The following is a 26,105-nucleotide window of genomic DNA, read 5'->3' as shown; positions in this document are numbered from 1 at the left end:
AATCATGGGCAAATATGATCATAGAACCATTACCAGGGACGGCCAGTTGCTGCTGCAGAAAATGGCCAATGATCAGGTGGAAACCGTCTGGGAGCGGCTGGCTGATCAAACTCCTCAATGCGGCTACTGTGAGATGGGGTTGAGCTGCCGCGTCTGCGCCATGGGGCCTTGCCGGATTGATCCGTTTGGCGAAGGACCGCAGAAGGGCGTTTGTGGGGCAGATGCGGATATTATTGTTGCCCGCAACCTTGGCCGGATGATTGCCGCCGGTGCAGCAGCCCATTCCGACCATGGCCGGGACCTGGTGGAGGTTCTGGCTGATGTGGCTGTTGATAATGCTCCGGGCTATGCTATTCGTGACCAGAAAAAACTGCTTCGGGTGGCCCGGGAATACGGTGTTGAAACCGAGGGCAGGAATGCTTTGGCGATCGCCGGTGATCTGGCTGCCGCCATGCAGGATGAGTTTGGTACCCGCAAGGGGTATTTGACCATGGCTGGCCGGGCACCGGCAAAACGGCAGGAGCTCTGGAAAAGAATCGGCATTGCTCCCCGGGGCATCGATCGGGAAACTTCGGAGATGATGCACCGTACCCACATGGGGGTGGACAACGGCTGGCAGAGCCTGATGCTCCATGGTCTACGTAATGCCCTTTCTGATGGCTGGGGCGGTTCCATGATTGCCACCGAGGTATCAGATATCCTCTTCGGTACTCCCCAACCGAATTCCAACCAGGTCAATGTCGGGGTTCTCAAGGAAGATCAGGTTAATATCATTGTCCACGGTCACAACCCGGTGGTTTCGGAGATGATTATGCGGGCCTGTGAATCCCAAGAAATGCTGACTCTGGCAGCGGAAAAGGGAGCGGCGGGTATTAACCTTGCCGGCTTGTGCTGCACCGGCAATGAGCTGCTGATGCGCCATGGCATCCCGGTGGCCGGCAACCACCTGATGACCGAGCTGGTGGTAGGCACCGGGGCCGTGGAGATGATGATTGTTGATTACCAGTGCATCATGCCTTCCCTTGGTGCCCTGGCTCCCTGCTACCATACAAAGATGATCAGTACCAGCGACAAAGCCCGCTTCCCGGGGATGGAACACCATGAATTTCATCCTGATAATGCTGCCCGCTTAGCACTGGATCTGGTGCGTAAGGCGATTGAAAATTTTTCCCAGCGAGGAGAAACGTATATTCCGGTGACGCCGACTCCTTCCGTAGGTGGCTTTTCCGTTGAGGCAATTATTGCCGCTCTGGGTGGCACCCCGAAGCCGTTGATTGATGCCATTGCTGCTGGTAAAATCCGTGGGGCGGTGGGGGTTGTTGGCTGCAATAATCCTAAAATCAAGCATGATTATGGCCACGTAACCCTGACCAAGCGGCTTATTGAGCAGGATTATCTGGTGGTTGATACCGGTTGTGCCGCAGTTGCCAATGCTAAAGCCGGATTCAAGGTGGCTGAAGCGGCAGCATATGCCGGGCCAGGCTTACGGGAAGTCTGCCAGACCCTGGGGATTCCGCCGGTTTTACATATGGGCAGCTGTGTGGATAACGTTCGTATCCTGGTGCTGGCCGCTGCGCTGGCCGATGCTTTGCAGGTGGATATCAGTGATCTCCCGCTGGCGGGGGCGGCACCTGAATGGTACTCGGAAAAAGCGGTTTCCATCGGTGCCTACTTTGTTGCCTCCGGTGTTTTCACTGTTTTGGGGCCGATGCCGCCGATTACCGGCAGTATGAATGTCGTCAATCTGCTGACCTCGGGACTGAGCGATGTGGTGGGGGCAACCTTTGCGGTAGAGCCTGATCCTGAAAAAGCGGCGTTGCTAATCCAACGCCATGTTGAGGGCAAACGCAAGGCTCTGGGGCTGCCATATCGGCAGGTGTAGATGATTGAGGAGGATATATCGGCTGTGCCGGTGGTCCTGAAATGCTGGCGCTGGCTCCCAGTATGATTGGTTATTGTTTTTTCATGGAGGAGGAATGGCTTTTCTGCAACTGAAAAAATCTGTTGTTTTTGTTCTGTTTTTTAGTGTCCTGTTTTTTATCCTGCCAGTGGCAGTGCACGCCGAGCGCCTTTCAGTCACGGTTCCCAAGGCCAATATCCGCTCAGGTCCGGGAAGCGAATACGACATTATCTGGCAGGTAGGCTATTATTATCCTCTCCAGGTTGTCAAGAAATCTGGCTCCTGGTGCCAGTTCAGCGATTATGAGGGAGATACCGGCTGGATCAACAGACAGCTTATCAGTTCGACCCCAACGGTTATTACCGTCAAGGATAAGTGCAATATCCGCTCCGGCCCGGGAACCGGCAATCAGGTCGTTTTTACCGCCGATCGTGGTGTTGCCTTTAAAATTATCGCTAAAAAAGATACCTGGATCAAAGTACAGCACCCCGACGGGGATCTAGGCTGGATTTACCAAAGCCTTGTCTGGTGAGCAGTGGGTGCCGCCGTCAGTTGCCATGCTAGGGAGATAAGGTCCGCAGGTGGTATAGCCATTTTCCAAGCCAGCTTTTTGAGACAAATGTCGGATGACATCATGGCGCCTTTTTAGGGTGTTAGAGGGGAGAGCAGGAATAATATCGGCTGAGATAGGGCTTTTTACCATGGACTTTGGTCGAAAATGGGCGTATGGTGAAACCCATTCGGCTAATAGGGTTTTTATCAATCTGTAACTGAAAAAAGGAGGATGGTAACATGTTGGAAACGAAAAATTTGTTGCTCATTGTCAACACCACCGAAGCCGCCAATCAATATGCCAGCTATGTCGTTGCCTTTCTGGCTAAAAAGCTGGGGAATGTCCCCAATGTTACCATTTTTTATGGTCCATCTGCGGTTGCCATGGCAAAGAAAGGCGAGCTGGCCAAGCTGGCTATTCCGGCCGAAGTAAAAGAGTTGATTGCGTCACAGTTGGAAGGCCTTTCAGCTGCTGATCTGCCTGACAACCTGGAGCAGATGGCCCGTTTTCAGAAGGAGCAGCTGGGGGTTACCATTGCCTTGTGCGCAACATTCCATGTTATTGGCGGCTTTGCCACCTCCGTGGATGATACCGCAAATATTGAAGACTTCATTGTTCCTGTACAGCTGCCGAATGCCTGGGAAGCGCTGGCCAGCGCAGATAAGATATTGTATTATTAGTTTTTCCTCGGCCGTCGTTCGTTGCGGGCATTTTTCTGGTAAGCGCTGATTAATGTCCGGCCGGGGAAATCCCCTTGACATGACCGGTGAATTTGGTTATGGGATGATGTTCCTTGCCGGGTGCTTGGGGAGGGGGCATTCTTTCAGTAGCCGAGGGGATGGTGGGGGAAAGTGATCAACGATAATTGGTGGTGGCGTTACAATTCCTGAAGGGTTGTCCGCCACCTGGAAATAGTCAGTTAGGCCATGGACAATCCTCTTAAGGGAGTGGTGTCCATGGCTTTTTTATATGCCTGTAAGCTGTGGACGCATGATGATCCACAGCTTTTTGTTATTGTATCCGGAGGTTGAGAGCGTGCATCAACGTTTTATGAACAATTATTCTGCCGATGACTTGCTAAAACTGCAGGAACGGGGTCTGCGGTGGACGATAGCCCATGTGTATGAGCATTCGCCCTTTTACCGGCAACGTTTTAAGAGTGCCGGGATCGAGCCAAGTGATATTCAGGGAGTAGGGGACTTGGCCAAATTGCCTTTTACGGCAGCGGATGATTTGCGTGCGGGTTATCCCTTCCCGCTGCTGTCGGTTCCTTATGAGAAAGTGGTTAGGATTCATGCTTCATCGGGAACAACCGGCAAAAAGAAGGTTATGGCCTATACCGAGAAAGATCTTGCGGACTGGGGACACTTTTTTGCCCGCTGCTATGAAATGGCCGGTTTAACGGTGAGCGATCGGGTCCAGATTGCAGTTGGTTACGGCTTATGGACTGCCGGTGCCGGTTTCCAAAGAGGCTGTGAGCTGTTTGGGGCGATGGCTATTCCCACCGGGCCGGGCAATGTGGATATGCAATGTGAGCTGGCCATTGATTTTCAGTCAACAGTTCTCTGCTGTACGGCGTCCATGGGTCTGCTCATGGCAGAAGAGGTCCATCGACGGGGAATCCGTGATCGACTGAATTTGCGCAAAGTTATCCTGGGATCGGAACGCAGCAGTCGTGCCATGCTGCAGCGCATCAAGGAGCTGCTCGGCGTTGACGATGTCTTTGATATCCCCGGAATGACTGAACTCTACGGACCTGGTACCGGTCTTGATTGTTCCTGTCACCAGGGAATCCATTACTGGTCCGATTATTATCTGGTTGAAATTATTGACCCCCATACCCTGGAGCCGGTTCCGAGTGGAACCATGGGGGAGATGGTGGTTACCACCCTGAGAAAAGAGGCAGCGCCCCTGATTCGCTACCGGACCCGGGATGTCAGCCGTCTGCTGCCAGGGCAATGTCCTTGTGGTTCTCCCTTTCCCCGCCACGACCGGATTCTTGGCCGGACAGACATGGTTTTTAAATATCGAGCGGTCAATGTCTACCCGGGGCAGATTGATGAACTGCTTTCCCTGTTTCCACAAGTTTCCAGTGAGTACCAGATTTTCCTTGATCGACGGCCGGACGGCCGTGATGAGATGCTGATCAAAGTGGAAGCAAATCCCAGTGCCGGTGAGGTTGACTGCAGCCGTACGGCAACCGCCATCGTCAATGAGATCAGACGGAAAATTATGGTTACCTGCCGGGTGGAAGTGGTTGCTTATCAGAGCCTTCCTCGCACCGAGCGCAAAAGTGAACGGGTCATCGATCACCGCTATGATGATCAGGAATTGTAACACATATTGCAGATGAACCAAGATATCCAGGACTCATTATAATCTGCTTGACTATCGCTGCCGGCCGCAAGATGCTCATTGACGGAAATCTCCTTTTTTGATAGGTATGCAGCGACTTCAGCAGGAGAGCATGAGATGGATATGCAAGGAATAATGCAGCAGATTGCCATTATGGCGGTGCCGGTTTTAATGGCTGTTACCATCCATGAGGTAGCCCATGGATATGTTGCTGATTATTTTGGTGATCATACGGCCCGTCGGGCTGGTCGATTGACCCTTAACCCCCTGCGCCATCTTGATTTATTGGGAACGGCGGTTTTTTTCATTACCCGCATGATTGGTTGGGCCAAGCCGATTCCCATCAACCCGGGAAATCTGGCAGATCCGCGGCGCAATATGCTGTGGATTGCCGTTGCCGGGCCGGCAGCCAACCTGCTGCTGGCAGCCTTCAGTGCGTTTTTCTACCATGTACTGACCAGCATCCCGCTGACCGTGGTGGGGGCACGGGTGGGGGAGATGGTAATAATGCCGATGATTATGATGGCTCAGGCCAGTGTGGTCATTAATCTGGCGCTGGGTTTCTTCAATCTGATTCCGATTCCTCCCCTTGATGGTGGCCGAATCCTCTCAAATCTGCTGCCAGCCAGCTCCGAAGCCATCTTCATCCGTCTTGAGCCTTACGGGTTCCTGATTGTCATGCTTCTCCTGTTCAGCAATGTCATCGAACTGGTTATTGTGCCGCTTATTTCTTTTTCCGCCCAGATGATGATCGGCGTAAAACTCCTTTAATTCTATTTATTTATATAGTAATAAGTGATATCATGGTTGAGGTATGCGGTTTATGGCGATTGAAAAAAAACGGGTTCTTTCGGGTATGCGGACCACCGGCAAACTCCATCTGGGTCACTTTCACGGCGTGCTCACCAACTGGCTTGATTTTCAGGAGAAATATGATTGTTTCTTTTTTGCTGCCGACTGGCACGCGCTGACCAGTGAATTTCAGCATCCTGAGATTATCAGGGAAAGTACCCGGGATATGTTTATTGACTGGCTGAGTGTGGGCATTGACCCACAAAAAGCAACCCTTTTTATCCAGTCGCAGATCAAGGAGCATGCCGAGCTGCATCTTTTGCTGTCGATGATAACTCCGCTGTCATGGCTGCTGCGCAATCCTACTTTCAAGGACAGCCAGGATGAACAGAAGAGTGATGAAACGGCCACCTATGGGTTTTTAGGCTATCCGGTTCTCCAGGCTGCTGATATTATTATCTATATGGCTAATTTGGTTCCCATCGGTGTCGATCAGCTGCCCCATGTGGAATTAACCCGGGAAATAACCCGCCGCTTCAACTACCTGTACGGTGAAATTTTTCCCATTCCTGAGCCGATCCTGACCGAGGTGCCGAAGCTGATGGGGTTGGACGGCAGGAAGATGAGTAAAAGCTATCAGAACGCCATCTTCCTGGCTGACGATGAAGAGGCGGTTCGTAACAAGGTCAGCCAGATGGTGACTGATATCCAGCGGGCCCGTCGCAAAGACCCCGGCGACCCGGATGTATGCAACATGTTTCCTTTGCACCCGCTTTATTCCAGTGGTGAAGAGGTTGATAGGATTCGTCGGGAATGCCCCAGGGCTGCCATTGGCTGCGTCGAATGCAAGAAAATCCTTATGCAGAATCTGATGCGTCACCTTGAGCCGGTTCAGGAAAAAAGGCGCTATTATGAGGTCCGCCCGCAACTGGTGGATGAGATTGTTGCCGACGGTATTGCCCGATCCCGCAGCATTGCCGTGGCAACCATGGAGAAGGTGCGCGACGGCATGAAAATATGACCACCTTGTCTTCCGATTCTACGGATACCACCCATTTACCTTTCTTCCCTCCTGCCCATCAGCGGGCCTTGTATGCCTTGGAGGAGCAGTTTTATGTTTTGCTGGACAGTTTTGAAGGTCCCCTTGACCTGCTCCTCTTTCTGGTACGAAAAAACCGGGTAGCCATTGAAGATCTTCCCATTGTTATTATTACCAGGCAGTATCTGGCCTATCTGGAGCTGATGGGTGAGCTAAACCTGACGGTGGCTTCGGAATATCTGGTTATGGCCGCAACTCTGATTCAGATTAAGTCACGGGTTTTGCTGCAGCAGCAGATCGTCGATGAGGATGATGGTGCTGAAGAGGGAGAGGACCCCCGGGGAGAGATCATTGCCCGGCTGAAATCCTATGAACTCTACAAGAAAGGTGCTGAATATCTCGCTGGACAGCCACTATCAGGCTGGGATACCTTTTCGCCGCCGGCTGAATCAGCCGTTCAGGAGGCTATTGGGGAGGGGGGCGAAGGCGGGACGGTGGCCGAAGAACGTTATGCTGTCAGTTTGAGTGATTTGCTGGCTGCTTTTCTGCAGCTTTGTGAGCGGCAGAAGGAGCGGCAGGAGAAGCTTGAAATTACCCAGGAACTTGTTGATCTTGATGATATTTTTCAGCAGGTCAGCCAGGTTTTAGGTGAACAGTCATCCATTCCTTTTGCCCAATTGGTTGAGCTGCTGCATGCCGACCGGCCATTTTTAGTCAGCCTCTTTTTTGCTTTGCTGGAGATGAGCCGCCAGAAGCGAGTAGTACTGGCTCAGGAATCGCCGTTGCAGCCGCTGACCATTCATGCCGGCACGTAAGCTGCTTCGGTTGTTAAACTCCGCGGGTTTGGAGCTTCCTGTGCGGACGGTTTTGGGTGGCGGAACGGAACGTAATGTCATGTGCGGAGGGGCCCTATGGGCAGCACGTTAGAGCTGCGGCAGATAAAAGATATTGTTGAAAGCCTGTTGCTGGTTTCCAGTGAGCCCGTTGCTGTTGGTGACCTGCATGAATTGCTTGAGATCGATGATAATGGCGAATTGTTGGACGAGGCTGTCAGTCAGCTGGAGGAGGAATATCGCCTTCGTAGCCGGGGGTTTCTTATTCAGCGTGTTGATGGTGGAATTCGCTTTGTGACCAAGCTGGACAACGCTTCCTGGATTCGCAAGTTCAATGCCGGCAAACCTGTTCGCTTCAGTAGGGCGGCACTGGAGACCCTGGCGATCATTGCTTATCGGCAGCCGATCACCAGACCAGAAATTGAAGCCATCCGCGGGGTTGATGCCTCCGGGGTCATCCGCCTGCTGCTGGTCAAAGAGCTCATTGCCATCCGTGGCAAAAAAGACGTTCCAGGTTCACCGCTCCTCTATGTCACCACCGATAAATTTCTGCAGATTTTCAATCTTGCCAGCTTGTCAAGCCTGCCTGATATCAATTCCTTTGGTGACTTGTATCCCCACGAAGAACTGCCCTTGCTCGACGGCCAGTAAAAGGGAGCCGGATGGCGGATCGCTTGCAAAAAATTATTGCGGCTTATGGCCTGGCATCCCGGCGCCAGGCTGAAAAATTGATTGTCCAGGGTCTCGTCACGGTCAACGGGCAGGTGGTGCGCGAGCTGGGAACCAGGGCTGATCCTGCCGTAGACACGATTCTTGTTGCTGGCCAGCAATTGGAAGTCACCGGCCAGCAGCGCCGGTATCTCATCCTTCATAAACCGGCTGGTTATCTTACTACCCTTGATGATCCCCAGGGCAGGAAAATTGTTACCGATTTATTGACCGGAATTGGTGACCGGGTGTATCCGGTCGGCCGCCTTGACTATCAATCGTCCGGGCTGTTGCTGTGTACCAACGATGGAGAGCTGGCACATCGGATGATGCACCCACGCTATAAGCTGGAAAAAACCTATCTGGTGACTGTTGCCGGCTATTTTTCTTCCCAGGATATGGATCGGCTGGCTCGGGGGATTATGCTTGAAGATGGCATATCGAAACCGGATCGGACAAAGCTGCTGGAAGCCGGCAGGCGCCGCAGCATTCTCGAGATGGTTCTGCGTGAAGGACGAAACCGGCAAATCCGGCGGACGCTGGCGGCCATGGGTTTCAGGGTGGTCAAACTGGTGCGGACCAGGATCGGATTTTTATCGTTGACCGGCCTTGTTCCGGGCCGGTACCGTCAGCTCACGCTTCACGAGGTTCAAAGGGTCCGGCAGTCAGTAGGGCTTTAATACTTTTTTTGCTTGTGACGTCTTTGATTAAGGCTATGATGTGATGTTTTTGCAGTTTCACCTGTTTCGCTAGAGTCTGATAAGATATATTATGTTAACTTTAGGAAAATTCCATCTAGGTGCGGTGTTTATCCTAGCCGCCGGTACCGGTAAAGGATTGTAGTTGCCATGAAAAAATTTATCGCTGTCGCCGGGACTATGGGCGCGGGAAAATCAAGCATGGTTGAATTCCTGTGCTCACACTATCCCCTGACGCCCTACTATGAGCAGTATGGCACCAATCCTTATCTGAAAGATTTTTATCAGGACATGAAGACCTGGGCCTTCAAGTCACAGGTTTATTTCCTGACCCAGAAGTTTAAAAGTCATCTCGCGCTGGCAGATGTTACCAGCTCAGTGGTTCAGGATCGGACAATTTATGAAGATGCTGAAATTTTCGCGCGCAATCTTTATCGGTCACGCTTGCTGAAAAAAAAGGATTTTGACACCTACTACGACCTCTATTCTTCTTTGCTCGAAACCCTTGCTCCTCCCGACCTGCTGGTCTATCTTACGTGTCCCTACCGGACGATAAGGAAAAGAATCAAGCTCCGTGGACGTCCTTTTGAGCAGCAGGTCAAGCCGCGCTACCTGAAGCGGCTGATGCAGCTTTACGATGAGTGGATAGCCGATTACAACCTGTCAGAAGTGGTGGTTATCAACACCGATGAGCTTGACTATGTGCATAATCTGGTCGATATGCTTGATGTGCGTCAGGTTATTGAAAAATACATCTGAAATGCAAAAGATTCTTGACAATGACGGGAGAATCCAGTAAATAGTTCAGCCTAATAAATTACTTATCGGGAACCAGAAGTTGGAGGTATATTGATGATTTGCCAGTCTGTGCGTAAAGGGCATGAGTGCTTTTTGATGAAGCCTGCGGGTTGTTCCTATAAAGATGGTGAATGCCATCCGGTCGTTGAGCAGTGCGAGGGATGTGCGAAGGTGGTTACCGTTGAAGACACCACCTATTGCCTAACCTTTCCCAATCCGGCTGCCAAGTGGAAGAGCGGTATCTGTGTCATGGCTACCCATGTCAAACGTAATGTTGAAGAGATTAAGAAGAAGATCAACCCTTTAAAAGCTTCCAAGCGTGGTGGTAGATAGTTTCTAGCGCCCCTGGCTGAATGATGTTCATAAGGCAGAGTCTGCGCAAGCCTCTGCCTTTTTTTTTGACGGGTGGATGTTAAGCTGGAACCATGCGGATTACCGGTGGAAAAAGACGGGGTTTGTATCTCAAAGAAGTGACCATTGCCGGCGTCCGGCCTACTAAATCAATGGTTCGTGAAGCTGTTTTTAATGTCCTGGGGCTGGAACGGTTAACGGAAGCTGTGGTGGCCGATCTGTTTGCCGGAACCGGGATCATGACTCTTGAAGCATTGAGCCGGGGAGCTGCCGAAGTATGGTGTGTCGACCGTGAAGCCCGATGCTGCACGATGATCCGACAACATCTTGAAAGGGCTGGATTCAGTGACCTGGCGCATGTTGTTCATGCGCCGGCAAGTACATTTATCACCGCCCAGGGGGCCGTTAACCGACGCTTTGATCTGATTTTCATGGATCCTCCCTATCAGTCCGGTTTGCAGGATCGTTGTTTGTATTTAATCGCGAAAGAAAAGATCCTTTCTCCCCATGGGGTTTTGGTTGTGGAGCATGATTACCGATATTCCGTTAGTCCCTGCCCCCCGTTGATGGTCTGGAAAGTGAAACGCTATGGCCATAGCTCAGTGACCTTCATGATCTGCCAAGAGGAGTAATATCATGTCCTGCACCAAAATCGCTGTCTACCCTGGCTCGTTTGATCCGGTAACCAATGGCCATATCGATATTATCAGTCGTGGCGCCAAGGTGTTTGACGAAGTGGTGGTGGCAGTCGCCTGCAACCAGGACAAGAAAAGTCTCTTTACGATTAAAGAACGCATGTGGATGATCGGTGAGATATTTGCCGATAATCCTAAAATTAAAGTGGCAACCTTTGACGGGCTGCTGATTAATTACGTGCAGAAAATGAATGCCCATGCCATCATTCGCGGCTTGCGGGCGGTTTCCGACTTTGAATACGAATTCCAGATGGCCTTAATGAACCGTAAGCTGGCGCCCAGCGTGGAAACGTTTTTCATGATGTCCAAAGATACCTATATGTATGTCAGTTCGCGCATCGTTAAGGAGCTCGCCTCTTTGGGGGGAACGGTTACCGATCTGGTTCATCCCCTGGTTGAAAAGAAGATAAAGGAAAAACATTCTGTTAAATAAGCGTGTTGGTAAGGCATATCTCAAGGTAATTCTTGCTTTGCTGTTGTGGAGCTCTTGGGGCATAATCATTAAAATAATGGTGATGCCGCTGCAACAGGTGATCTTTTTTTCCTCACTTTTTTCTCTGCCGTTCCTGCTTGTTTTTGCCCGTCTTCATCCCCCGGCCATTGCCAAGCTGATGCCCGATCTCCAAGAAAGCTATCGCGCCATACTGCTGTTGGCTTTCTTTCTGCTGCTCAATCTATTTTTCTATTTTTCCGCCATACGTTATACCACCATTGCTAATGCAGTGTTCAGTCATTACACGGCTCCGGTCTTTGTTGCCATGTTTGCCCCCTTCTTTCTCAACGAATCTTTGGATCGCTGGACTGCCATATCCCTACCCCTTTCCTTAGCGGGATTGTTTCTGATTCTTGCCCCGGGCATGAAATTCTTTTCCGACCACTCTTCTGCGCTGGGGATCGGTTGCGGTGTTGTTTCCGGCATTGCCTATGCCGCCACGTTATTGGTGGCCAAAAAACTTACCAGGGGGCTGTCACCGGTGTCCATTGCTTTCTGGCAGGCTTTTTTTATTGTTCTGATTACCGCGCCTCTGGTGGTTCTCGGGCAGCCTTCTCATACTCCACCTGTGGACTGGATCATTGTCTTGTTGCTGGGCATAATTCACTGCTCCCTGGCCCCTCTCATGTATGTTTCCGGACTGTCGGTTATCAAAGCCCAGCACGTCGCTGTCGTTGGCTATCTCGAACCGGTAAGTACGATTGTTCTGGGAGCTCTGGTTTTACAAGAGATTCCCCAGGCTGGGAGCAGTATTGGCGGCTTGCTGATTTTTGCCGCCGGTTTTCTGGTCATTTGGAAAGGATACCGGAGGTAAGAGAATGGATACTTTGCGCAAGGGTAACTGCATGAGTAAAAAAAATTACCAGCCATTCTGGAACTGTGCTGTTGTCTCCAGTAAACAGGCGGAAAGTATCGGCGCACAATGGGGGATTTCACCAGTCGTCGCCGGAGTTATGCTGCATCGTGGCTTGCATCAGGCGGAGGAGATTGAAAAGTTTCTTTTCCCCTCGCTGACTCACCTTCCCGATCCCAACCTGATGAAGGGGATGGAAAAGGCTGTTGCCCGCCTGATGCAGGCCTTGGAGCGCCAGGAAAAAGTTCTTGTTTACGGCGACTATGATGTTGATGGCATTTCATCAACCACTCTGCTGGTGCAGTTTTTCCGTCAGATAGGCATGCAGATAACCTGCCACATTCCTTCCCGGCTACGGGAGGGATATGGCTTGAACTTGGCGGCGCTGCAGAACTATGCCGATCAGGGGATTACCCTGCTGATTACCGTTGACTGCGGCATCTCCAACTGTGATGAGGTGGCTTTTGCCCGCAGCCGCCATATGGATACGATAGTCACCGACCACCATGAACCGCCTGCTCTGCTTCCCGATGCCTGCGCGATCATTAATCCCAAACAGCCAGGATGTAGCTATCCGGAAAAAAACCTTGCTGGGGTTGGCGTTGCATTCAACCTGCTGATTGCCTGCCGGCGAGCATTACGAGATGCCGGCCGGCTTCACGTTGAAATTAATCTGCGTCGCTATCTTGATCTGGTTGCTTTGGGTACGGTGGCGGATGTGGTGCCCCTTGTCGGCGTCAATCGTATTTTTGTCAGCTTTGGGCTTGAGGAACTGGCTGCTGGCCACCGGGTTGGCATTAATGCCCTGCTGGAGGTCAGTCAGGTAAAAAAGGAAACCACGATATCTGCCCATGATATTGCGTTCAAGCTTGCTCCCCGTCTGAATGCCGCCGGCCGGCTCGATTCTGTTGAGGATGCGCTGGAGCTGCTGCTCACCAGTGATCCCCTGCTGGCGGCTGAGCTGGCTGACCGGTTGCAGCAGCTCAACCTCCAGCGGCGACAGATCGAGAGTAAGATCTATACTGAGATCGACAGTCAGCTGTTCCTTGATCCCCAGCATGGAGGTACGCATGTTACCATTCTTGCTTCAGCCGATTGGCATGAAGGTGTTATTGGTATTGTTGCCTCTAAAATAGCTGAGCGCTATTTCCAACCGACCATGCTGATCAGTCTTAATGACGAGGGGATGGGGAAGGCATCAGGACGCAGTATTCCCGGAATCAATCTCCTTGAGCTGATCACCGGCAGCAGCGCCTATCTGCAGCAATTCGGCGGCCATCAAATGGCCGTGGGGTTTTCCATTGAGGAACATAATCTGGCTGATTTCCGTGATCATCTTGATGCCAGGGTCGGGGCTGCAATGCAGCAGCGGGAACTGCAGCCCCAGCTGGAGATTGACGGCCAGGTGCGTTTGCAGGATCTATCATTCAAACTTTTACAGGACTTGGAGATGCTGGCACCCTTTGGTTATGGCAATCCGGTGCCGGTTTTTGCGGCCCAAGGGGTGACGGTCGGTCGGGCAACAATTGTCGGTAAAAATCATCTGCGTCTTGCAGTAAACGACCGTACCGCAAGTGTCAATGCCATCGGCTTCTCCATGGGAGATCGGAATGTCAAGTCTGACGACGTGGTTGACCTCGCCTTTACCCCTCAGATCAATGTCTGGAATGGCAGCCGTTCCATCCAGCTCAACCTTAAAGATATCCGCTGACAGCTGGCATTTTCAGCGGTCAAAAAACGGGCTTTTACTGGAGATTGACAGGGGAATGCCATAGGCGATTCTGGTTTCTTCCGGCAGCAGACCCATCTCCAGGACTGTTTTGCCAAAAGAAAACATGATCCGGTTGTCAATATGGTGCAAGGCGGCAACAGATACCGCTGAGCCAAGGGCAATGCCAAGATCAATAATATTGAAGTTGCAGCGGCCATCAGCCTCCTTGCAGGCGCCACAGTTTTGATAGCCGCAATAGCCGCAATGGGGAATCCCCAGCGGGGCAAGTCTGCTTCCCAGTACCATAACCACGGGAGAGAAACGGATATTTTTGGCATCACGCTGGAAGAAGGGGATATCCTCCTCCCGGGCAATCTGTTCCATCTGATCAGCCACCCTATCCTTATCCCCGCCGGTAAAAAGCATGGTTGTCAGATTGTCGGCGCCCTTTCCCTTGGGTGCCGTCCGGGCAGCTGCCATCATCAGACGGGCCACTGTCATGATCGCGTCCAATTCGGTGGTGGGAGCATCATAGATCATTATCACCCTCCTGCTCATGTTTCAGTGTTGCCAGTTCCTCCTCCAGAGCTTCAATCTCCAGCAATTGGTGGGGGCGGACAGAATGCCGCGGCAGGGCGGCTTGCTTTAATCGCAGTTGCTCTTCCAGCAGCTGGATGATCTCTGCACGCTGAAGGTGGTCACTTTTTTTCATCATTTTCTTGTACCATTGCGATGGATGAAAGTCTAACCTAAAGTATGTCGGTAAAACGGGTCAGCTGGCCTGAGAAAAATGGTGGCAAAGGCAGGTAAAACATGGTACATCAAAGGCATTCAGAACGGCGGATAAAGGCAGGTTAACCATGAGTCATCACGTTATCTGGGCGCCATGGCGCATGTCGTATATTCTTGACGACAACAGGAAAAACTGCCGTGATGGATGTCTTTTCTGCCGCATTGCCGCGGAGAACAATGACGGTGATAATCTGATTCTGTTCCGGGGCACCCACGCGTTTGTTCTGCTGAATCGCTACCCGTATAATAATGGCCACCTGATGGTCGTTCCCTACTCCCATCTCAATAACCTTGGGAAACTTTCTCAGGATGCCTACCTGGAACTTATGGAGCTTTTCCGCCGCTCCATCGATTGTCTGCATGATGCACTGCAGGCAGATGGTTTTAATGGCGGCATCAATCTTGGCAAAACAGCTGGTGCCGGGATCGCTGATCATCTGCATTTCCATATTGTTCCCCGCTGGCATGGTGATTATAATTTTATGCCGGTTATCGGGGAAACGAAAGTCATGCCCCAGCATCTGGAAGAAACCTACAACCATTTACTTCCCTATTTTTCAGCTGAAAGGATGGCGTCCTCATGAGATATGTAAAAATTGCTTTTCTGCTGGTGTTTCTGACTCTGTTGCTGGTTTTTATATTTCAGAACGTCACCGCCCTTTCCGCCGCGGTAAACTTGCACTACGACCTTTTGGTAACCAGTCTCGGCCCTCTGGATATTCCTTTGTATGCCCTGCTTTTTCTCTCCCTTTTCACCGGTGCCTTTTCGGTGGCGGCGGTTGATATGCTCCTGCTCTTCCGTCAGCGACGGGCATTGAAAAAAAAGGAACAGCAGATCAGGGAGCTGGAATCAGAATTGGCAAAATTCCGCAATCTACCGCTGACGGAAACGGCTGAATTGGCCCCGGAGGGAGCATCATCTCATTTGGAAGCCCAGCCGGGGAGCTGATCGCCATATGAGTTTTATCCTCGCAGCGATCATCCTGCTGGTTTTTCTTCTCGGACTTTTTTGGTTCCGGCTAAAAAAAAGCCGGCAGTCCAGCTCTTCCCAATCTCCATCCCGATCTGCAACTCCCTCTGCCAGCCAGCTGGCTGAAGATCATGACACCCTGATCAGGTCCTATTTCAGAGGATTATCCTATGTCCTTTCCAATGAAACGGACCGTGCGGTTGCTGAATTTGTCAAGGTTGCCCAAGTTAGCTCGGCAACCAGTGAAATTTATCTGGCGTTGGGTCAGCTGTTTCGCAATACTGGTGAGGTAGATCGGGCCATCAGGGTGCATAGCAACCTGCTGTTGCGCTCCTCTTTGCCGGCTGAGGTCGAATTGCAGACTTTTTTTGAGATTGGTCTCGACTATAAAAAAGCCGGGCTCATTGATCGGGCAAGAAAGACGTTTGAAGAGCTGCATGAAAAAGCGCCAACCTATGTGGATGCGCTGGTGCAGCTTGAATCGATTTATGAGATGGGACAAGAATGGGATAAAGCTATTGGCACGCAAAAGAAATTGACCGACTTGCGGGGCGGCGAAGAAAATAATCATATTATTGCTCACCTGACAACTGAGATGGCCAAAGAGGCGGAGCAGCAAGGAGAGGTGGGAAAAGCAGCAACCTTATACCAACGGGCAATCGGCATCCATGAAGCCTGCATTGATGCCTGGCTTCATCTCGGTGATCTGCACTTGAAGAATGGCAAAGAGCGGGAAGCCATCAAAGCATGGGAAAAAGGCTTTGTCTTGAATCCCGATCTGGTTTCTCTTGCTGTCAGTCGTTTCAGCCAATTGTCTCCGGAACCGGCGATGCAGGCCAAAGAGGCTTTTTTTGCTACCCACTTAGCCGCTTACGGGGAAAACATTCCTTTTGTTCTCTGCTATATCAGTTTCCTGATGGATCATGGTAGTATTGATAAGGCAATTCCTTGGATGAAAAAGATCCTGGACAAGGAGCCTGGGTGCATCAGGATGGTTGAACAGATCAGCAAGCTGGTCAGCAGCCGGGAAAACTGTGCCGAGCATCATGAAATACTGCAGGCTTTTTTCGCCAGCTATCGACCTGACAGCAAGCCTTATCAATGTCGCAACTGCGGCTATCTTCTTAATAAAATTGTCTGGAAATGTCCCAAGTGTGCCCATTGGGATACCATTGGGCCCTATTAGAGCTGCCATGGATAATCGCCGAGGGTTTCGTCGCTTCTCTCTGCCCTGACCTTTAATTTCAGTGTCATCAGTGACAAAGGCCAGCTGATCGGTCCCTATAGGGCCCACACCGTTGATCTGAGCGGTGGTGGCCTTCAGTTTTCCACCGCCTGCCCGCTTTTGCGCAAAGGGACCCTGATGATGGTTGATTTCAGCGGTGAAAACGGTACCGATATCCCCGGTGAATACTTGGCCCGCGTGGTCAGGACAACCGAAAAGGAGATGGGGAGGGGGCAGCGGCAGCCACTTTACCTGGTTGCTGCAACCTTCAAATTTATCAAGGAATCCAGACGCTCTACCATTCTTGCCTATCTGAACCGCCGTAGCCTGGGTTAACGATGGTTTTTTTTTAATCCGCAGATCTATTCCGGAACCTCCAGAGAGCCGATAAAATCACTAATGCTGGCAACGCCATGCGCAGTCAGGTATGCCTCCAGGCCTGCAACAATTTCTGTCGCTATGCCGGGATTAATGAAATTATAGGTTCCCACCTGGATAGCTGAAGCACCAACCAGCAAAAACTCCAGCGCATCGTTAGCCGTGGCTATGCCGCCAATACCGATAACCGGAATTTCCACTTCCTTGGCCACCTGGTACACCATCCGCAGGGCAACCGGCTTGATGGCCGGTCCTGAAAGGCCGCCGGTCACATTGGCGAGCGAGGGTTTTTTGGTTTTCAGGTCAACCGCCATGCCGGTGATGGTATTGATCAGAGAGATGCAGTCGGAGCCAGCGGCGGCCACTTCCCGGGCAATGGCAACAATGTCTGTGACGTTGGGAGATAGCTTGGTAATCAGCGGCAGAGATGTTGCTTCCCTTATTGCTCCTACCAGTTCAGCGGCCATCCGTGAATCGGTGCCAAACTGGATCCCTCCTGCCTTGACATTGGGGCAGGAGATATTGATCTCGAGCGCTGCAATACCCTCCTCCCGGTTCAACATCGTTGCCAGACGAAGATAATCATCCCTTGTTTCACCAAAAATATTGACTACCACGGTTGCCCGGGCCGCCCGCAGGGTCGGCAGCTCATCCCGCAGAAAAGCATCGGCGCCAATATTTTCCAGACCGATGGCATTAAGCATGCCGCAGGGAGTTTCCACAATCCGGGGGCAGTCATTACCAGCTTTGGGTCTGAGAGACAGTCCCTTGGTGATCATCGCCCCCAGATTATCCAGCTGCAGATATGGCTGGTATTCACGACCATAGCCAAACGTTCCGGAGGCGGTCATGATCGGATTTTTTAATCGTAAACCAGGGGCAAGGGTAACAGAAAGATCAACCATAATCGTCCACCAGCAGGAATACTAATACCTCAATTATTTATGCTGTACATACTCAGTTCTTGACAAAGTACCTCTGCCCAATGGGGAAATTACAGGTCCAGCATATCGGCGGAAAAAACCGGTCCATTGCTGCACACCTTGAGCCAGGGACTTCCCTTGACGGGGGGCTTTCTCCTGGTTACACAGCCAAGGCATACCCCAAAACCACAGGCCATCCGGCTTTCGAGGCTGAGATAACAGGGGCAGGAAAATTTTTTGGCCAGCGCCCCGACGGCCTTGAGCATCGGCAAAGGTCCACAGGAAACGATGGTCGGCCGTTTGCTGTTTTTATTCAGTTGCCTGGCAATAGCATCCGTCACCAGACCTTTTTCACCTTTGCTGCCATCATCAGTTACTAAAGAGATCTGCAAGCCCTGTTCAGCCAGATTGACCAGGCGATCAACAAAGGTGAGCTGCGATGCTGTCTGGGCTCCCACTATGATCTCTACGTTGGCCAGAGAACCATCGTGTGAGCGACAGAATTCCACCAGGCTCATCAGGGATGCAATGCCGATTCCCCCGGCTGCCAGCAACAGTTTTTCGGTTGTTCTGATGGTGTCAAGAGGATAGCCGTTGCCAAGGGGGCCATGCATGGAGACCCTGCTGCCAACAGACAGGTTGCTAAGAATGGCGGTGCCCCGTCCGACAACCTTGATGGCCAGTTCCATCTGTTCGGGAGATACCCGGCAGACACTGAAGGGCCTCTTCAGCAACGGATCATAACGAGTTGATTCAGGAATGCCAACCATGACAAATTGGCCGGGAATGAAGTGCCGGGCAAAGCTTTCTGTGCTGGAAAGGGTCAGAAGAAAGGTATCGCTGCTGAGCTGGGTGAGCGCAAGAACAGTGCTGGAGAAAAGTGTCATGAAGAGGGTGCCGTTTCCGTATGTGAATGTTACAAGAGGGAACAATGTCCGCGGTCCGGGAAAAAACGAAACCAAGGGACTGCATGCATTCTCACAGGGGCACCTCCTCCCCTGGTTCCCCGTTCTGCAATCGAGTATAAAAACTCATGATTAGGGCATCTTCCCCGGTATCAGCAAAATAATGGCGCCGTTTTCCCTGGCAGCTGAAACCGAAGGACTGATAGAGGCGTACCGCTGCGGTATTCGATGGCCGCACCTCCAAGTGGATCGTCCTGACCCCTTCGCCGGCCGCGCTGGCCATCATTTTTTGCAGCAGAGCAGAAGCGAAGCCCTGACGTCGTTTTTCAGGGTGAACGGCAATTTTCAACAGGCTTGCTTCATCCAGACAGCAGTGGAAACAGATATAACCGCAAACCGCAATAGAACCGTTCCATTGCTTTTGCAACGCACAGTAAAGGCGGGAATGGGGCGCCGTCAGTTCATCCAGAAACAACCGTCTGCCCCATGGGTCGGGGAACGATTGCTGGTCGATGGCCATGATTGACGACAGATGATCCCCGGTTGCCGGCAGCAGTGAAAAAGGTAAAATTTCCTGCTCAGCTACGGCCACAGTCTGACGTGTCTCCCATCAGTTTGTCCAGGGCATGGGGAAGGGCCGGCAGAATGACACCCAGACATTCCTGTACTCCCTTGACACTGCCTGGCAGATTGACAATCAGGCTTGCTCCACAAATGCCGGCCACCGCCCTGGAGATCATGGCATGGGGGGTAATTTTCAGGCTTTCATAACGCATTGCTTCGGCAAAGCCCGGAGCATGACGTTCAATAACTTTCAAGGTGGCGTCCGGGGTTATGTCACGAGGCGAAAATCCAGTGCCGCCGGTCGTCAGGATAAGGGGAATCTTATCAGCACACCATGAGTTAAGAACCTCGATAATTTCATCTATTTCATCCGGCACTATGGCTTCGGCAACAACTTGAAAGTTGCTGCCTGACGAAGCCAGCAGTTGATGAATGGCAAGCCCGCTGAGATCTTCCCGTTCACCGGAAAACCCCCGATCGCTGGCTGTTAGAATTGCGACGTTATACATGGTTCGGTTCACCACCTTCCTGCATCAACTTGTATTCAATGCTGTCCACCAGGGCCTGCCAGCTGGCTTCGATAATGTTATCGGAAACTCCCACGGTTCCCCATTTGTTGCCGGAGGAATCCTGGGTTTCAATGAGTACCCGGGTAACGGCCTTGGTTCCCCGATCGGAAGACAGTATTCTAACTTTATAATCGGTCAGTTTAATCTCTTTTACAATCGGAAAAAATGCATCCAACGCCTTGCGCAGGGCTTTGTCCAGGGCATCCACTGGGCCATCGCCAATAGCGGCAGTATGCTCGATCTTTTTGTTGACCCGCAGCATGATGGTAGCTTCAGAAACCGGCGTCTTCGTCCGGGGAAATTTTTCGACGATCACCCGAAAACCCTTGAGATCAAAAAAAGGTTTATAGGTTCCCATGGTTTTTTTGACCAGCAGTTCAAAAGAGGCTTCAGCCCCTTCAAACTGAAAGCCGCTATCTTCCAGATCCTTGATTCGTTTGAGAATCGCCCTGGTCTGCTCCTCATTGCCCACATCAAGATTATATTCCTGGGCTTTGTAGAGAATGTTACTGCGTCCAGAAAGATCGGAAACCAGCACACGACGCTGATTGCCAACCCAGTCGGGAGAAATGTGTTCATAGGTTAAAGGATCTTTCTGCACCGCGCTGACATGAATACCGCCCTTGTGGGCAAAGGCGCTCATACCGACAAACGGCTGATGGTTATTATGCCTTTTGTTGGCTATTTCATCCACAAAGCGCGATACTGACGACAGTTTCTGCAGATTTTGGCGAGGCAAAACCTTATGGCCCAATTTTAACTGCAGATTAGGGATAATGGAGATCAGGTTGGCGTTGCCACAACGTTCACCAAAGCCATTGATGGTTCCCTGGACATGGGTAATGCCGCAGCTCACGGCTGCCAGCGAGTTGGCCACCGCTACCCCTGAATCGTTATGGACATGGATTCCCAGCTCCAACGTCGGTTGCAGCTCCTTTTGTACCGCCTTGATAATGTCTGTCAGCTCGCATGGCAAGGTGCCGCCATTGGTGTCGCAGAGAACCAGGCAGTCAGCGCCACCGCGCATCGCCGCTTTGAGGGTTTCGAGCGCGTAGTCGCTGTTGTGTTTGTAGCCATCAAAAAAATGTTCCGCATCGTAGATGACTTCTGCCATTTTCCCCTTGAGATAAGCCAGGGTATCTTCAATAACGGCCAGGTTATCATGCAGGCCGATGTTCAGTGCATTGGTAACATGAAAATCCCATGATTTACCGAAGATGGTCGCAACCCTCACCCCGGAATCAAGGATGGCTTGCAGATTCTGGTCATGTTCAGCCTGATTTTCGAATTTTCTCGTGCTGCCAAAAGCCGTAATCTTCGATGTTTTCAAAGAAACATTTTTGATTTTTTTAAAGAAACTTATATCCTTTGGATTAGAACCCGGCCAACCACCTTCAATATAATGGATGCCAAATTCATCCAGTTTCCGAGCAATCCTCACTTTGTCGCCGGCCAGCAGGGAGATCTCTTCCGCCTGAGTGCCGTCCCGCAAGGTGGTATCATAAATTTTTATCTTGGCCATCAGCTACTGCTCCTCATGGGCGGGATCCTTTTCCAGTTCAAATTCATCATGGAGTACCCTGACTGCCAACTCGGCATATTTTTCCGCAATGACACAAGAGACCTTTATTTCTGACGTACTGATCATCATAATGTTAATGTTTTCCCGTGCCAGAGCCGCGAACATCCTTGAGGCGACATTAGCATGGGTTCGCATGCCAATGCCGACAATGGATACTTTGGCAATTTTTTCATCTCCTAAAACCGTTTTGGCACCAATTTCCTGACAGATATCGGTAATGATTGCCAGTGATCGATGGTAGTCACCTTTCGGGACGGTAAAGGTCAGGTCTGTGAGTCCTTCTTCCGAAATGTTCTGAATAATCATGTCCACCACAATGCCCTTGGCAGAGATGGCGGAAAACACCGAGGCAGCAATTCCCGGCCGATCAGGAACGCCGATAATGGTTATTTTTGCTTCATTTTTATTATAGGCAACGCCTGAAACAACAGCTTTTTCCATCGATTTATCCTCCTGGCATACAATAGTGCCTTCCACCTCAGAAAAACTAGATCGTACATGCAGTGGAATGCCGTATTTTTTGGCAAACTCCACCGATCGTATTTGCAATACCTTGGCCCCCTGGCTGGCCAACTCCAGCATTTCGTCATAGGATATCTTGGCAAGTTTGCGGGCTTGGCGACAGACATTCGGGTCAGTGGTGTAGATGCCGTCTACATCGGTGTAGATCTCACAGACATCCGCCTTCAGGGCGGTTGCAACGGCAACCGCGCTGGTGTCGGATCCTCCCCGCCCCAAGGTGGTGATATTGCCGTGTTCATCAATGCCCTGGAAGCCGGCAACGACAACGATATTTCCTTCATCCAGGGCTTGACTGATCCTTTTTGAATCGATGTTTTTAATGCGGGCCTTGGTGAACGCACTGTCGGTGAGAATGTGTATCTGGTGTCCCAGAAATGAGCAGGCCTTCTCGCCCATTGTTTCAACGGTTATCGCCAACAGAGCAATAGAGACCTGTTCGCCGGTTGAAACCAGCACATCCAACTCCCGCTCATTCAATTCGCTGCCGTTCGGGCTGATCTGGCCAGCCAGGCTCAAAAGGCGGTCCGTTTCTCCGGACATGGCCGATAGAACGACAACAACCTGATTCCCTTGGTTTTTTGTATCGATCACCCGTTGGGCAACATGTTTGATTCTCTCAATGGAGCCGACTGAGGTGCCACCATATTTTTGTACTACCAGAGCCATAGTTGTTACTCTTTACGGATAGCGTTAACAGTTGATGGGTCGCGGACAATGATAATCTCTCTCTGCTGCTCGCCGGTTATCTGCAGGTAAATCCTGACGACGCGATCCGCAGGCAGCCACCCACCAATTTTTTCCGGCCACTCGATGACCATCACCCCGCTTTGTTGGAGATATTCCTCGAAACCAATCTCCAACAGCTCTGAAGAATCTCCCAGGCGGTAAAGGTCAAAATGGTACAGAGGTAAACGTCCTTCATACTCATTGATCAGCGTAAACGTCGGGCTGTTGACGTAGTACCAGTCGCCAACATTCAAACCCCGGGCAATACCCTTGGTCAGCAAGGTTTTGCCGGCGCCCAGGGTTCCATGGAGAGTGAAGATATGCAAGCCTTTCGTCAGACTGCAACTCAGCTGCTCGCCAATCCTGATCGTCTCATCCGGCGATGAGGAGATGATTTGCTCTTTATTAGACAATTTTGCCAAAATAATCAAATTGAGATTTGCTGTTTGACCGGAGGAAGGCAATAATTTTCAGCCGGTAGTTGCACACTGCCGGCTGAAAACAATCACGTACGTTCAAGCTCAACCATCCGCTCCGGGTACCTCATCCCTTCCGACTGGTCGAAAGCGCAGGGCAATTCTGCCTTGAACAATACAACCTGGCCTGGCACGGGAAATCAGGTCAGTGGCTGCAGGTCTAACCGATCAAAGACAACATGTTTGTCCGACTGATGATGCCAACCACCTTGCGGTCCTCGTCAACAACCGGCAGCAGGTTCTTCTGTTCATCGATCATCAGAGCGGCAATTTCATCCACCGGTGTTGCAGCTGTTATGGTGAGACAATCTGCCGTATAGATGTCCGCCACGGTACTGGCGGTGAGCTTTTTCATCTCCTTATCCATCTTGAAAGGGTTTTCAAAGTACAGCAACGAATCCAGGATGGTAAAGAACGTCGGGATATGCAGCGGTTTTTCAGTAAACAGTAGATCTGTCTCGGTGACGATTCCCAGCAGTCTGCCCTCACCGTCAACCACCGGTGCGCCGCTGATTCTCCTGCTGGTCAAAAGGGTTGCCAATTCCTTAATGCCGGTTTCAGGGGTAACCGTGATCACCGGGGTGGTCATGATATCGTTAGCCAGTTTCACATTCTTCTCCTTATGGTAGGCAAGCTCACACAGTTTTCTATGATCGCTGCAAAAAAATACGGGCTGTTATGGTCTGCTCCCTGAGGCTGTTGAACGATTAGGTAGGCCTTCCTGGAGACGCAGACTGCTCTGTCAGCAGCTGACTTGCTGCCGGCAGGGCATTGAGCAGGTCACCGGCAGTTATTCCCTGGCTGATCTTTTGTTCTGCCAGCAGATCAGCGGCAAGACCGTGGAGATAAACACCCAGACGGCAGGATGAAAAGGGTGAAAGTCCCCGAGCCAGGAGGCCGGCGATGGTGCCGGTTAAGACATCACCTGAGCCGGCAGTTGCCAGTAGGGGATTGCCGCTGCTGTTGATTGCCGCCGTACCGTCCGGGGCGGCGACAACTGTTCCCGCCCCCTTGAGGACAAGATACACGCCATGCCGGCAGGCAAAATCCTTTGCCAGTTGCAGCCGGTTTTCCTGAACCTTGCTGGTGGTGACGGCCAACAGCCGGGCCATCTCACCTGGATGCGGTGTAAGAATAACCGGTGAGTTTTTTTCTGCCAAACATGCCGTATCGGTTGCCAGAACCGTCAGGGCATCAGCATCAAGAACAAGGGGAACCGGTGAGTGTTTAACCATTCCGGCGACCAGCTCTCTAACCTGTTCATGAACGCCCAATCCCGGGCCCACTGCAATGGCCTGTTTTCCCTGCCAAAGGAGTGTCATATCAGCGAGGTTGATTGTCCCAACCCTGCCCTGGCCGTCGTCGGCGAGGGGGGCCATCATCAGCTCGGGGACCCGCCCTTCGATACTGGCGGCTACCGGTGATGGTGTAGCCAGGGTCGACAATCCGCAGCCGGCTTTCATGGCCGCAAAAGCGGCCATAAGGGCGGCGCCGGATCGTCCCCGGGAGCCGGCAACGGTCAGGAGATGGCCATGGGTTCCCTTGTGGGAGTTTTTCCCACGTGTCGGTGGCATCAGAGCTTGGCACCCGGCAACGGTAAGGAGTTCGACAGATTGCATGGAGGCAAGGAATGATGGCGGAATGCCTATGTCAATGACCTTGATTTCCCCCGCATATTCCCTTCCAGGATAACCAAAAAGCCCGGTTTTGCCTAGTCCGAAGGTTACCGTGGCATTCGCCTTGACGGAGTTTCCCAAAGGAACTCCCCGGTCAGCATGCAGACCGGAGGGAATGTCAAGTGCCACAACAGCGCCGTCCAGGCGCGAAACCCGGTCGATAACATCGCCATAAAACCCTCGCACCGGACTGTTGAGGCCGGTGCCCAGGATTCCGTCAACAACCAGCCGATAGGCGCGATGCCTTGGGCACACCTGTTCCCACTCTTCAGCGGTGGTTACTTCGGTGATTATACCGCCCAGCTGCCGGTAGCATGCTAAATTAGTCCTGGCGTCGCCCCGGATCACATCTGAATCTGCCAGCAGGAGTACGTCAACATTGCTGTAGCCAGCGAGCAGCAGGCAGCGGGCCACCACCAGAGCATCACCGCCGTTATTGCCTTTGCCGGCAAGAATGAGGACTGGATCGGCAGTCGATTGCAGCCATCCCTGTTTGACAATAAAGTCAAAAGCACCGCGGCCGGCCAGCTCCATGAGGACTATCCCCGGTATACCCGCTTCATTAATGGTTCTGGCGTCCAACTCCCGCATCTGCTGTGCCGTGACCAGTTGCATCATTCAGCTCCACCGATGATCACAAAAGCCAGGGCAAACTCATGCTCATGGCTCAAGCTCAGCCAGGTTTCGGTTATCCTGCGTTCCTGGCACACACCGGCTGCCTTGCCGGTGAGGATAAATGCCGGTGCTTCACCCGAGGCCCTGGAAACTTCCACATCCTGCCAGCTGATGCCGCCACTCAACCCCGTTCCCAAGGATTTAAGTAGCGCCTCTTTGGCGGCAAAACGGGCTGCAAAATGAAGTGCAGGAGCTTTTTTTGCCTGGCAATAGGATATCTCCCCGGGCGTAAAAATGCGTCCGAGGAAACGGCTGCCATAGCGGCTTATCAGCTCGTCAATACGACTGATTTTAACGATATCAGTGCCGATGCCTTTGATTGATGTCGTTATCATAGGAGATG

31 protein-coding genes are annotated in these 26,105 nt (G+C 51.7%); 19 read left to right on the top strand and 12 right to left on the bottom strand.

Features of this window, described 5'->3' with window-relative positions; all coding sequences use genetic code 11:
- Window positions 1-4: 4 nt before the first annotated feature.
- The 15 genes from cooS (at window position 5) to recJ (ending at window position 13,779) form a co-directional block, all read left to right on the top strand.
- Window positions 5-1,882: an anaerobic carbon-monoxide dehydrogenase catalytic subunit gene (gene cooS, locus JXO50_08180; protein ID MBN2333067.1), complete on the top strand. Its 1,878-nt coding sequence runs from the start codon at window positions 5-7 to the stop codon at window positions 1,880-1,882.
- A gap of 94 nt (window positions 1,883-1,976) precedes the next feature.
- Window positions 1,977-2,432 (top strand): SH3 domain-containing protein, encoded by a 456-nt coding sequence (locus JXO50_08175; GenBank protein ID MBN2333066.1) that lies wholly within the window; start codon window positions 1,977-1,979, stop codon window positions 2,430-2,432.
- Between the two features lie 260 nt (window positions 2,433-2,692).
- Window positions 2,693-3,133: a hypothetical protein gene (locus tag JXO50_08170; protein ID MBN2333065.1), complete on the top strand. Its 441-nt coding sequence runs from the start codon at window positions 2,693-2,695 to the stop codon at window positions 3,131-3,133.
- A gap of 313 nt (window positions 3,134-3,446) precedes the next feature.
- Window positions 3,447-4,790, top strand: coding sequence for a phenylacetate--CoA ligase (locus JXO50_08165; protein ID MBN2333064.1), 1,344 nt, complete (start codon window positions 3,447-3,449; stop codon window positions 4,788-4,790).
- A gap of 135 nt (window positions 4,791-4,925) precedes the next feature.
- Window positions 4,926-5,579 (top strand): site-2 protease family protein, encoded by a 654-nt coding sequence (locus tag JXO50_08160; GenBank protein MBN2333063.1) that lies wholly within the window; start codon window positions 4,926-4,928, stop codon window positions 5,577-5,579.
- Window positions 5,580-5,637: 58 nt separating this feature from the next.
- Window positions 5,638-6,621 carry a tryptophan--tRNA ligase gene (gene trpS, locus JXO50_08155; GenBank protein MBN2333062.1) on the top strand — a complete coding sequence of 328 codons (984 nt, stop codon included), beginning with the start codon at window positions 5,638-5,640 and terminating at the stop codon, window positions 6,619-6,621.
- On the top strand, window positions 6,618-7,454 hold the full coding sequence (locus JXO50_08150; GenBank protein MBN2333061.1) for a segregation/condensation protein A: 837 nt from the start codon (window positions 6,618-6,620) through the stop codon (window positions 7,452-7,454). The genes trpS and JXO50_08150 overlap by 4 nt, the downstream gene beginning before the upstream one ends.
- Window positions 7,455-7,550: 96 nt before the next feature.
- On the top strand, window positions 7,551-8,123 hold the full coding sequence (scpB, locus tag JXO50_08145; protein ID MBN2333060.1) for an SMC-Scp complex subunit ScpB: 573 nt from the start codon (window positions 7,551-7,553) through the stop codon (window positions 8,121-8,123).
- Between the two features lie 11 nt (window positions 8,124-8,134).
- Window positions 8,135-8,860 (top strand): rRNA pseudouridine synthase, encoded by a 726-nt coding sequence (locus JXO50_08140; protein ID MBN2333059.1) that lies wholly within the window; start codon window positions 8,135-8,137, stop codon window positions 8,858-8,860.
- A gap of 168 nt (window positions 8,861-9,028) precedes the next feature.
- Window positions 9,029-9,637 carry a deoxynucleoside kinase gene (locus tag JXO50_08135; protein ID MBN2333058.1) on the top strand — a complete coding sequence of 203 codons (609 nt, stop codon included), beginning with the start codon at window positions 9,029-9,031 and terminating at the stop codon, window positions 9,635-9,637.
- A 93-nt stretch (window positions 9,638-9,730) separates the two neighbouring features.
- Window positions 9,731-10,009: a PxxKW family cysteine-rich protein gene (locus JXO50_08130; protein MBN2333057.1), complete on the top strand. Its 279-nt coding sequence runs from the start codon at window positions 9,731-9,733 to the stop codon at window positions 10,007-10,009.
- 92 nt (window positions 10,010-10,101) lie between these two features.
- Entirely contained in the window at window positions 10,102-10,659 is a 558-nt protein-coding gene (gene rsmD / locus JXO50_08125; protein ID MBN2333056.1) for a 16S rRNA (guanine(966)-N(2))-methyltransferase RsmD, read from the top strand.
- A 4-nt stretch (window positions 10,660-10,663) separates the two neighbouring features.
- On the top strand, window positions 10,664-11,155 hold the full coding sequence (gene coaD / locus JXO50_08120) for a pantetheine-phosphate adenylyltransferase (protein MBN2333055.1): 492 nt from the start codon (window positions 10,664-10,666) through the stop codon (window positions 11,153-11,155).
- A gap of 37 nt (window positions 11,156-11,192) precedes the next feature.
- Window positions 11,193-12,029 carry a DMT family transporter gene (locus JXO50_08115; protein ID MBN2333054.1) on the top strand — a complete coding sequence of 279 codons (837 nt, stop codon included), beginning with the start codon at window positions 11,193-11,195 and terminating at the stop codon, window positions 12,027-12,029.
- 31 nt (window positions 12,030-12,060) lie between these two features.
- Window positions 12,061-13,779, top strand: coding sequence for a single-stranded-DNA-specific exonuclease RecJ (gene recJ, locus JXO50_08110; GenBank protein MBN2333053.1), 1,719 nt, complete (start codon window positions 12,061-12,063; stop codon window positions 13,777-13,779).
- A gap of 12 nt (window positions 13,780-13,791) precedes the next feature.
- Here the strand turns inward: recJ and JXO50_08105 are convergent, their stop codons facing one another.
- Entirely contained in the window at window positions 13,792-14,319 is a 528-nt protein-coding gene (locus JXO50_08105) for a ferredoxin (GenBank protein ID MBN2333052.1), read from the bottom strand.
- On the bottom strand, window positions 14,309-14,494 hold the full coding sequence (locus JXO50_08100) for a hypothetical protein (GenBank protein ID MBN2333051.1): 186 nt from the start codon (window positions 14,492-14,494) through the stop codon (window positions 14,309-14,311). Before JXO50_08100 ends, JXO50_08105 begins: the two co-directional genes overlap by 11 nt.
- A 145-nt stretch (window positions 14,495-14,639) precedes the next feature.
- Between JXO50_08100 and JXO50_08095 the strand changes: the two genes are divergently transcribed.
- The 4 genes from JXO50_08095 to JXO50_08080 are packed head-to-tail and all read left to right on the top strand — an operon-like array spanning window position 14,640 to window position 17,102.
- Window positions 14,640-15,155 carry an HIT domain-containing protein gene (locus tag JXO50_08095; protein MBN2333050.1) on the top strand — a complete coding sequence of 172 codons (516 nt, stop codon included), beginning with the start codon at window positions 14,640-14,642 and terminating at the stop codon, window positions 15,153-15,155.
- Window positions 15,152-15,520 carry a LapA family protein gene (locus JXO50_08090; GenBank protein MBN2333049.1) on the top strand — a complete coding sequence of 123 codons (369 nt, stop codon included), beginning with the start codon at window positions 15,152-15,154 and terminating at the stop codon, window positions 15,518-15,520. Before JXO50_08095 ends, JXO50_08090 begins: the two co-directional genes overlap by 4 nt.
- A gap of 7 nt (window positions 15,521-15,527) precedes the next feature.
- On the top strand, window positions 15,528-16,727 hold the full coding sequence (locus JXO50_08085) for a tetratricopeptide repeat protein (protein MBN2333048.1): 1,200 nt from the start codon (window positions 15,528-15,530) through the stop codon (window positions 16,725-16,727).
- A gap of 45 nt (window positions 16,728-16,772) precedes the next feature.
- Window positions 16,773-17,102: a PilZ domain-containing protein gene (locus JXO50_08080; protein MBN2333047.1), complete on the top strand. Its 330-nt coding sequence runs from the start codon at window positions 16,773-16,775 to the stop codon at window positions 17,100-17,102.
- Window positions 17,103-17,128: 26 nt separating this feature from the next.
- Here JXO50_08080 and JXO50_08075 read toward each other — a convergent pair whose 3' ends face one another.
- From JXO50_08075 to acpS, 10 genes are all read right to left on the bottom strand, one after another.
- Window positions 17,129-18,049 (bottom strand): dihydroorotate dehydrogenase, encoded by a 921-nt coding sequence (locus JXO50_08075; GenBank protein MBN2333046.1) that lies wholly within the window; start codon window positions 18,047-18,049, stop codon window positions 17,129-17,131.
- Between the two features lie 89 nt (window positions 18,050-18,138).
- Window positions 18,139-18,954, bottom strand: coding sequence for a dihydroorotate dehydrogenase electron transfer subunit (locus JXO50_08070; protein ID MBN2333045.1), 816 nt, complete (start codon window positions 18,952-18,954; stop codon window positions 18,139-18,141).
- Between the two features lie 91 nt (window positions 18,955-19,045).
- The gene (gene rimI, locus JXO50_08065; GenBank protein ID MBN2333044.1) at window positions 19,046-19,564 is read right to left on the bottom strand and encodes a ribosomal protein S18-alanine N-acetyltransferase; all 519 of its coding nucleotides are present in this window, start codon (window positions 19,562-19,564) and stop codon (window positions 19,046-19,048) included.
- Window positions 19,551-20,045, bottom strand: coding sequence for a MogA/MoaB family molybdenum cofactor biosynthesis protein (locus tag JXO50_08060; GenBank protein ID MBN2333043.1), 495 nt, complete (start codon window positions 20,043-20,045; stop codon window positions 19,551-19,553). Before JXO50_08060 ends, rimI begins: the two co-directional genes overlap by 14 nt.
- On the bottom strand, window positions 20,038-21,627 hold the full coding sequence (locus tag JXO50_08055) for a citramalate synthase (protein MBN2333042.1): 1,590 nt from the start codon (window positions 21,625-21,627) through the stop codon (window positions 20,038-20,040). The genes JXO50_08060 and JXO50_08055 overlap by 8 nt, the downstream gene beginning before the upstream one ends.
- 3 nt (window positions 21,628-21,630) lie before the next feature.
- A complete protein-coding gene (locus JXO50_08050; protein ID MBN2333041.1) occupies window positions 21,631-22,875 on the bottom strand; it encodes an aspartate kinase in 1,245 nt (414 codons plus the stop codon).
- A gap of 5 nt (window positions 22,876-22,880) precedes the next feature.
- Entirely contained in the window at window positions 22,881-23,348 is a 468-nt protein-coding gene (gene tsaE, locus JXO50_08045) for a tRNA (adenosine(37)-N6)-threonylcarbamoyltransferase complex ATPase subunit type 1 TsaE (GenBank protein ID MBN2333040.1), read from the bottom strand.
- Window positions 23,349-23,571: 223 nt separating this feature from the next.
- Window positions 23,572-24,021, bottom strand: coding sequence for a CBS domain-containing protein (locus JXO50_08040; protein ID MBN2333039.1), 450 nt, complete (start codon window positions 24,019-24,021; stop codon window positions 23,572-23,574).
- Between the two features lie 97 nt (window positions 24,022-24,118).
- Window positions 24,119-25,705, bottom strand: coding sequence for an NAD(P)H-hydrate dehydratase (locus JXO50_08035; GenBank protein MBN2333038.1), 1,587 nt, complete (start codon window positions 25,703-25,705; stop codon window positions 24,119-24,121).
- Window positions 25,702-26,097 carry a holo-ACP synthase gene (acpS, locus tag JXO50_08030; protein ID MBN2333037.1) on the bottom strand — a complete coding sequence of 132 codons (396 nt, stop codon included), beginning with the start codon at window positions 26,095-26,097 and terminating at the stop codon, window positions 25,702-25,704. Before acpS ends, JXO50_08035 begins: the two co-directional genes overlap by 4 nt.
- Window positions 26,098-26,105: the final 8 nt, after the last annotated feature.

The sequence above is a fragment of the Candidatus Anaeroferrophillus wilburensis genome (genome assembly GCA_016934315.1).
GTDB classification, from domain to species: domain Bacteria; phylum Desulfobacterota; class Anaeroferrophillalia; order Anaeroferrophillales; family Anaeroferrophillaceae; genus Anaeroferrophillus; species Anaeroferrophillus wilburensis.
Note: the sequence above shows the minus strand (reverse complement) of the source record. Positions and strands in the feature narration are given on the sequence as shown.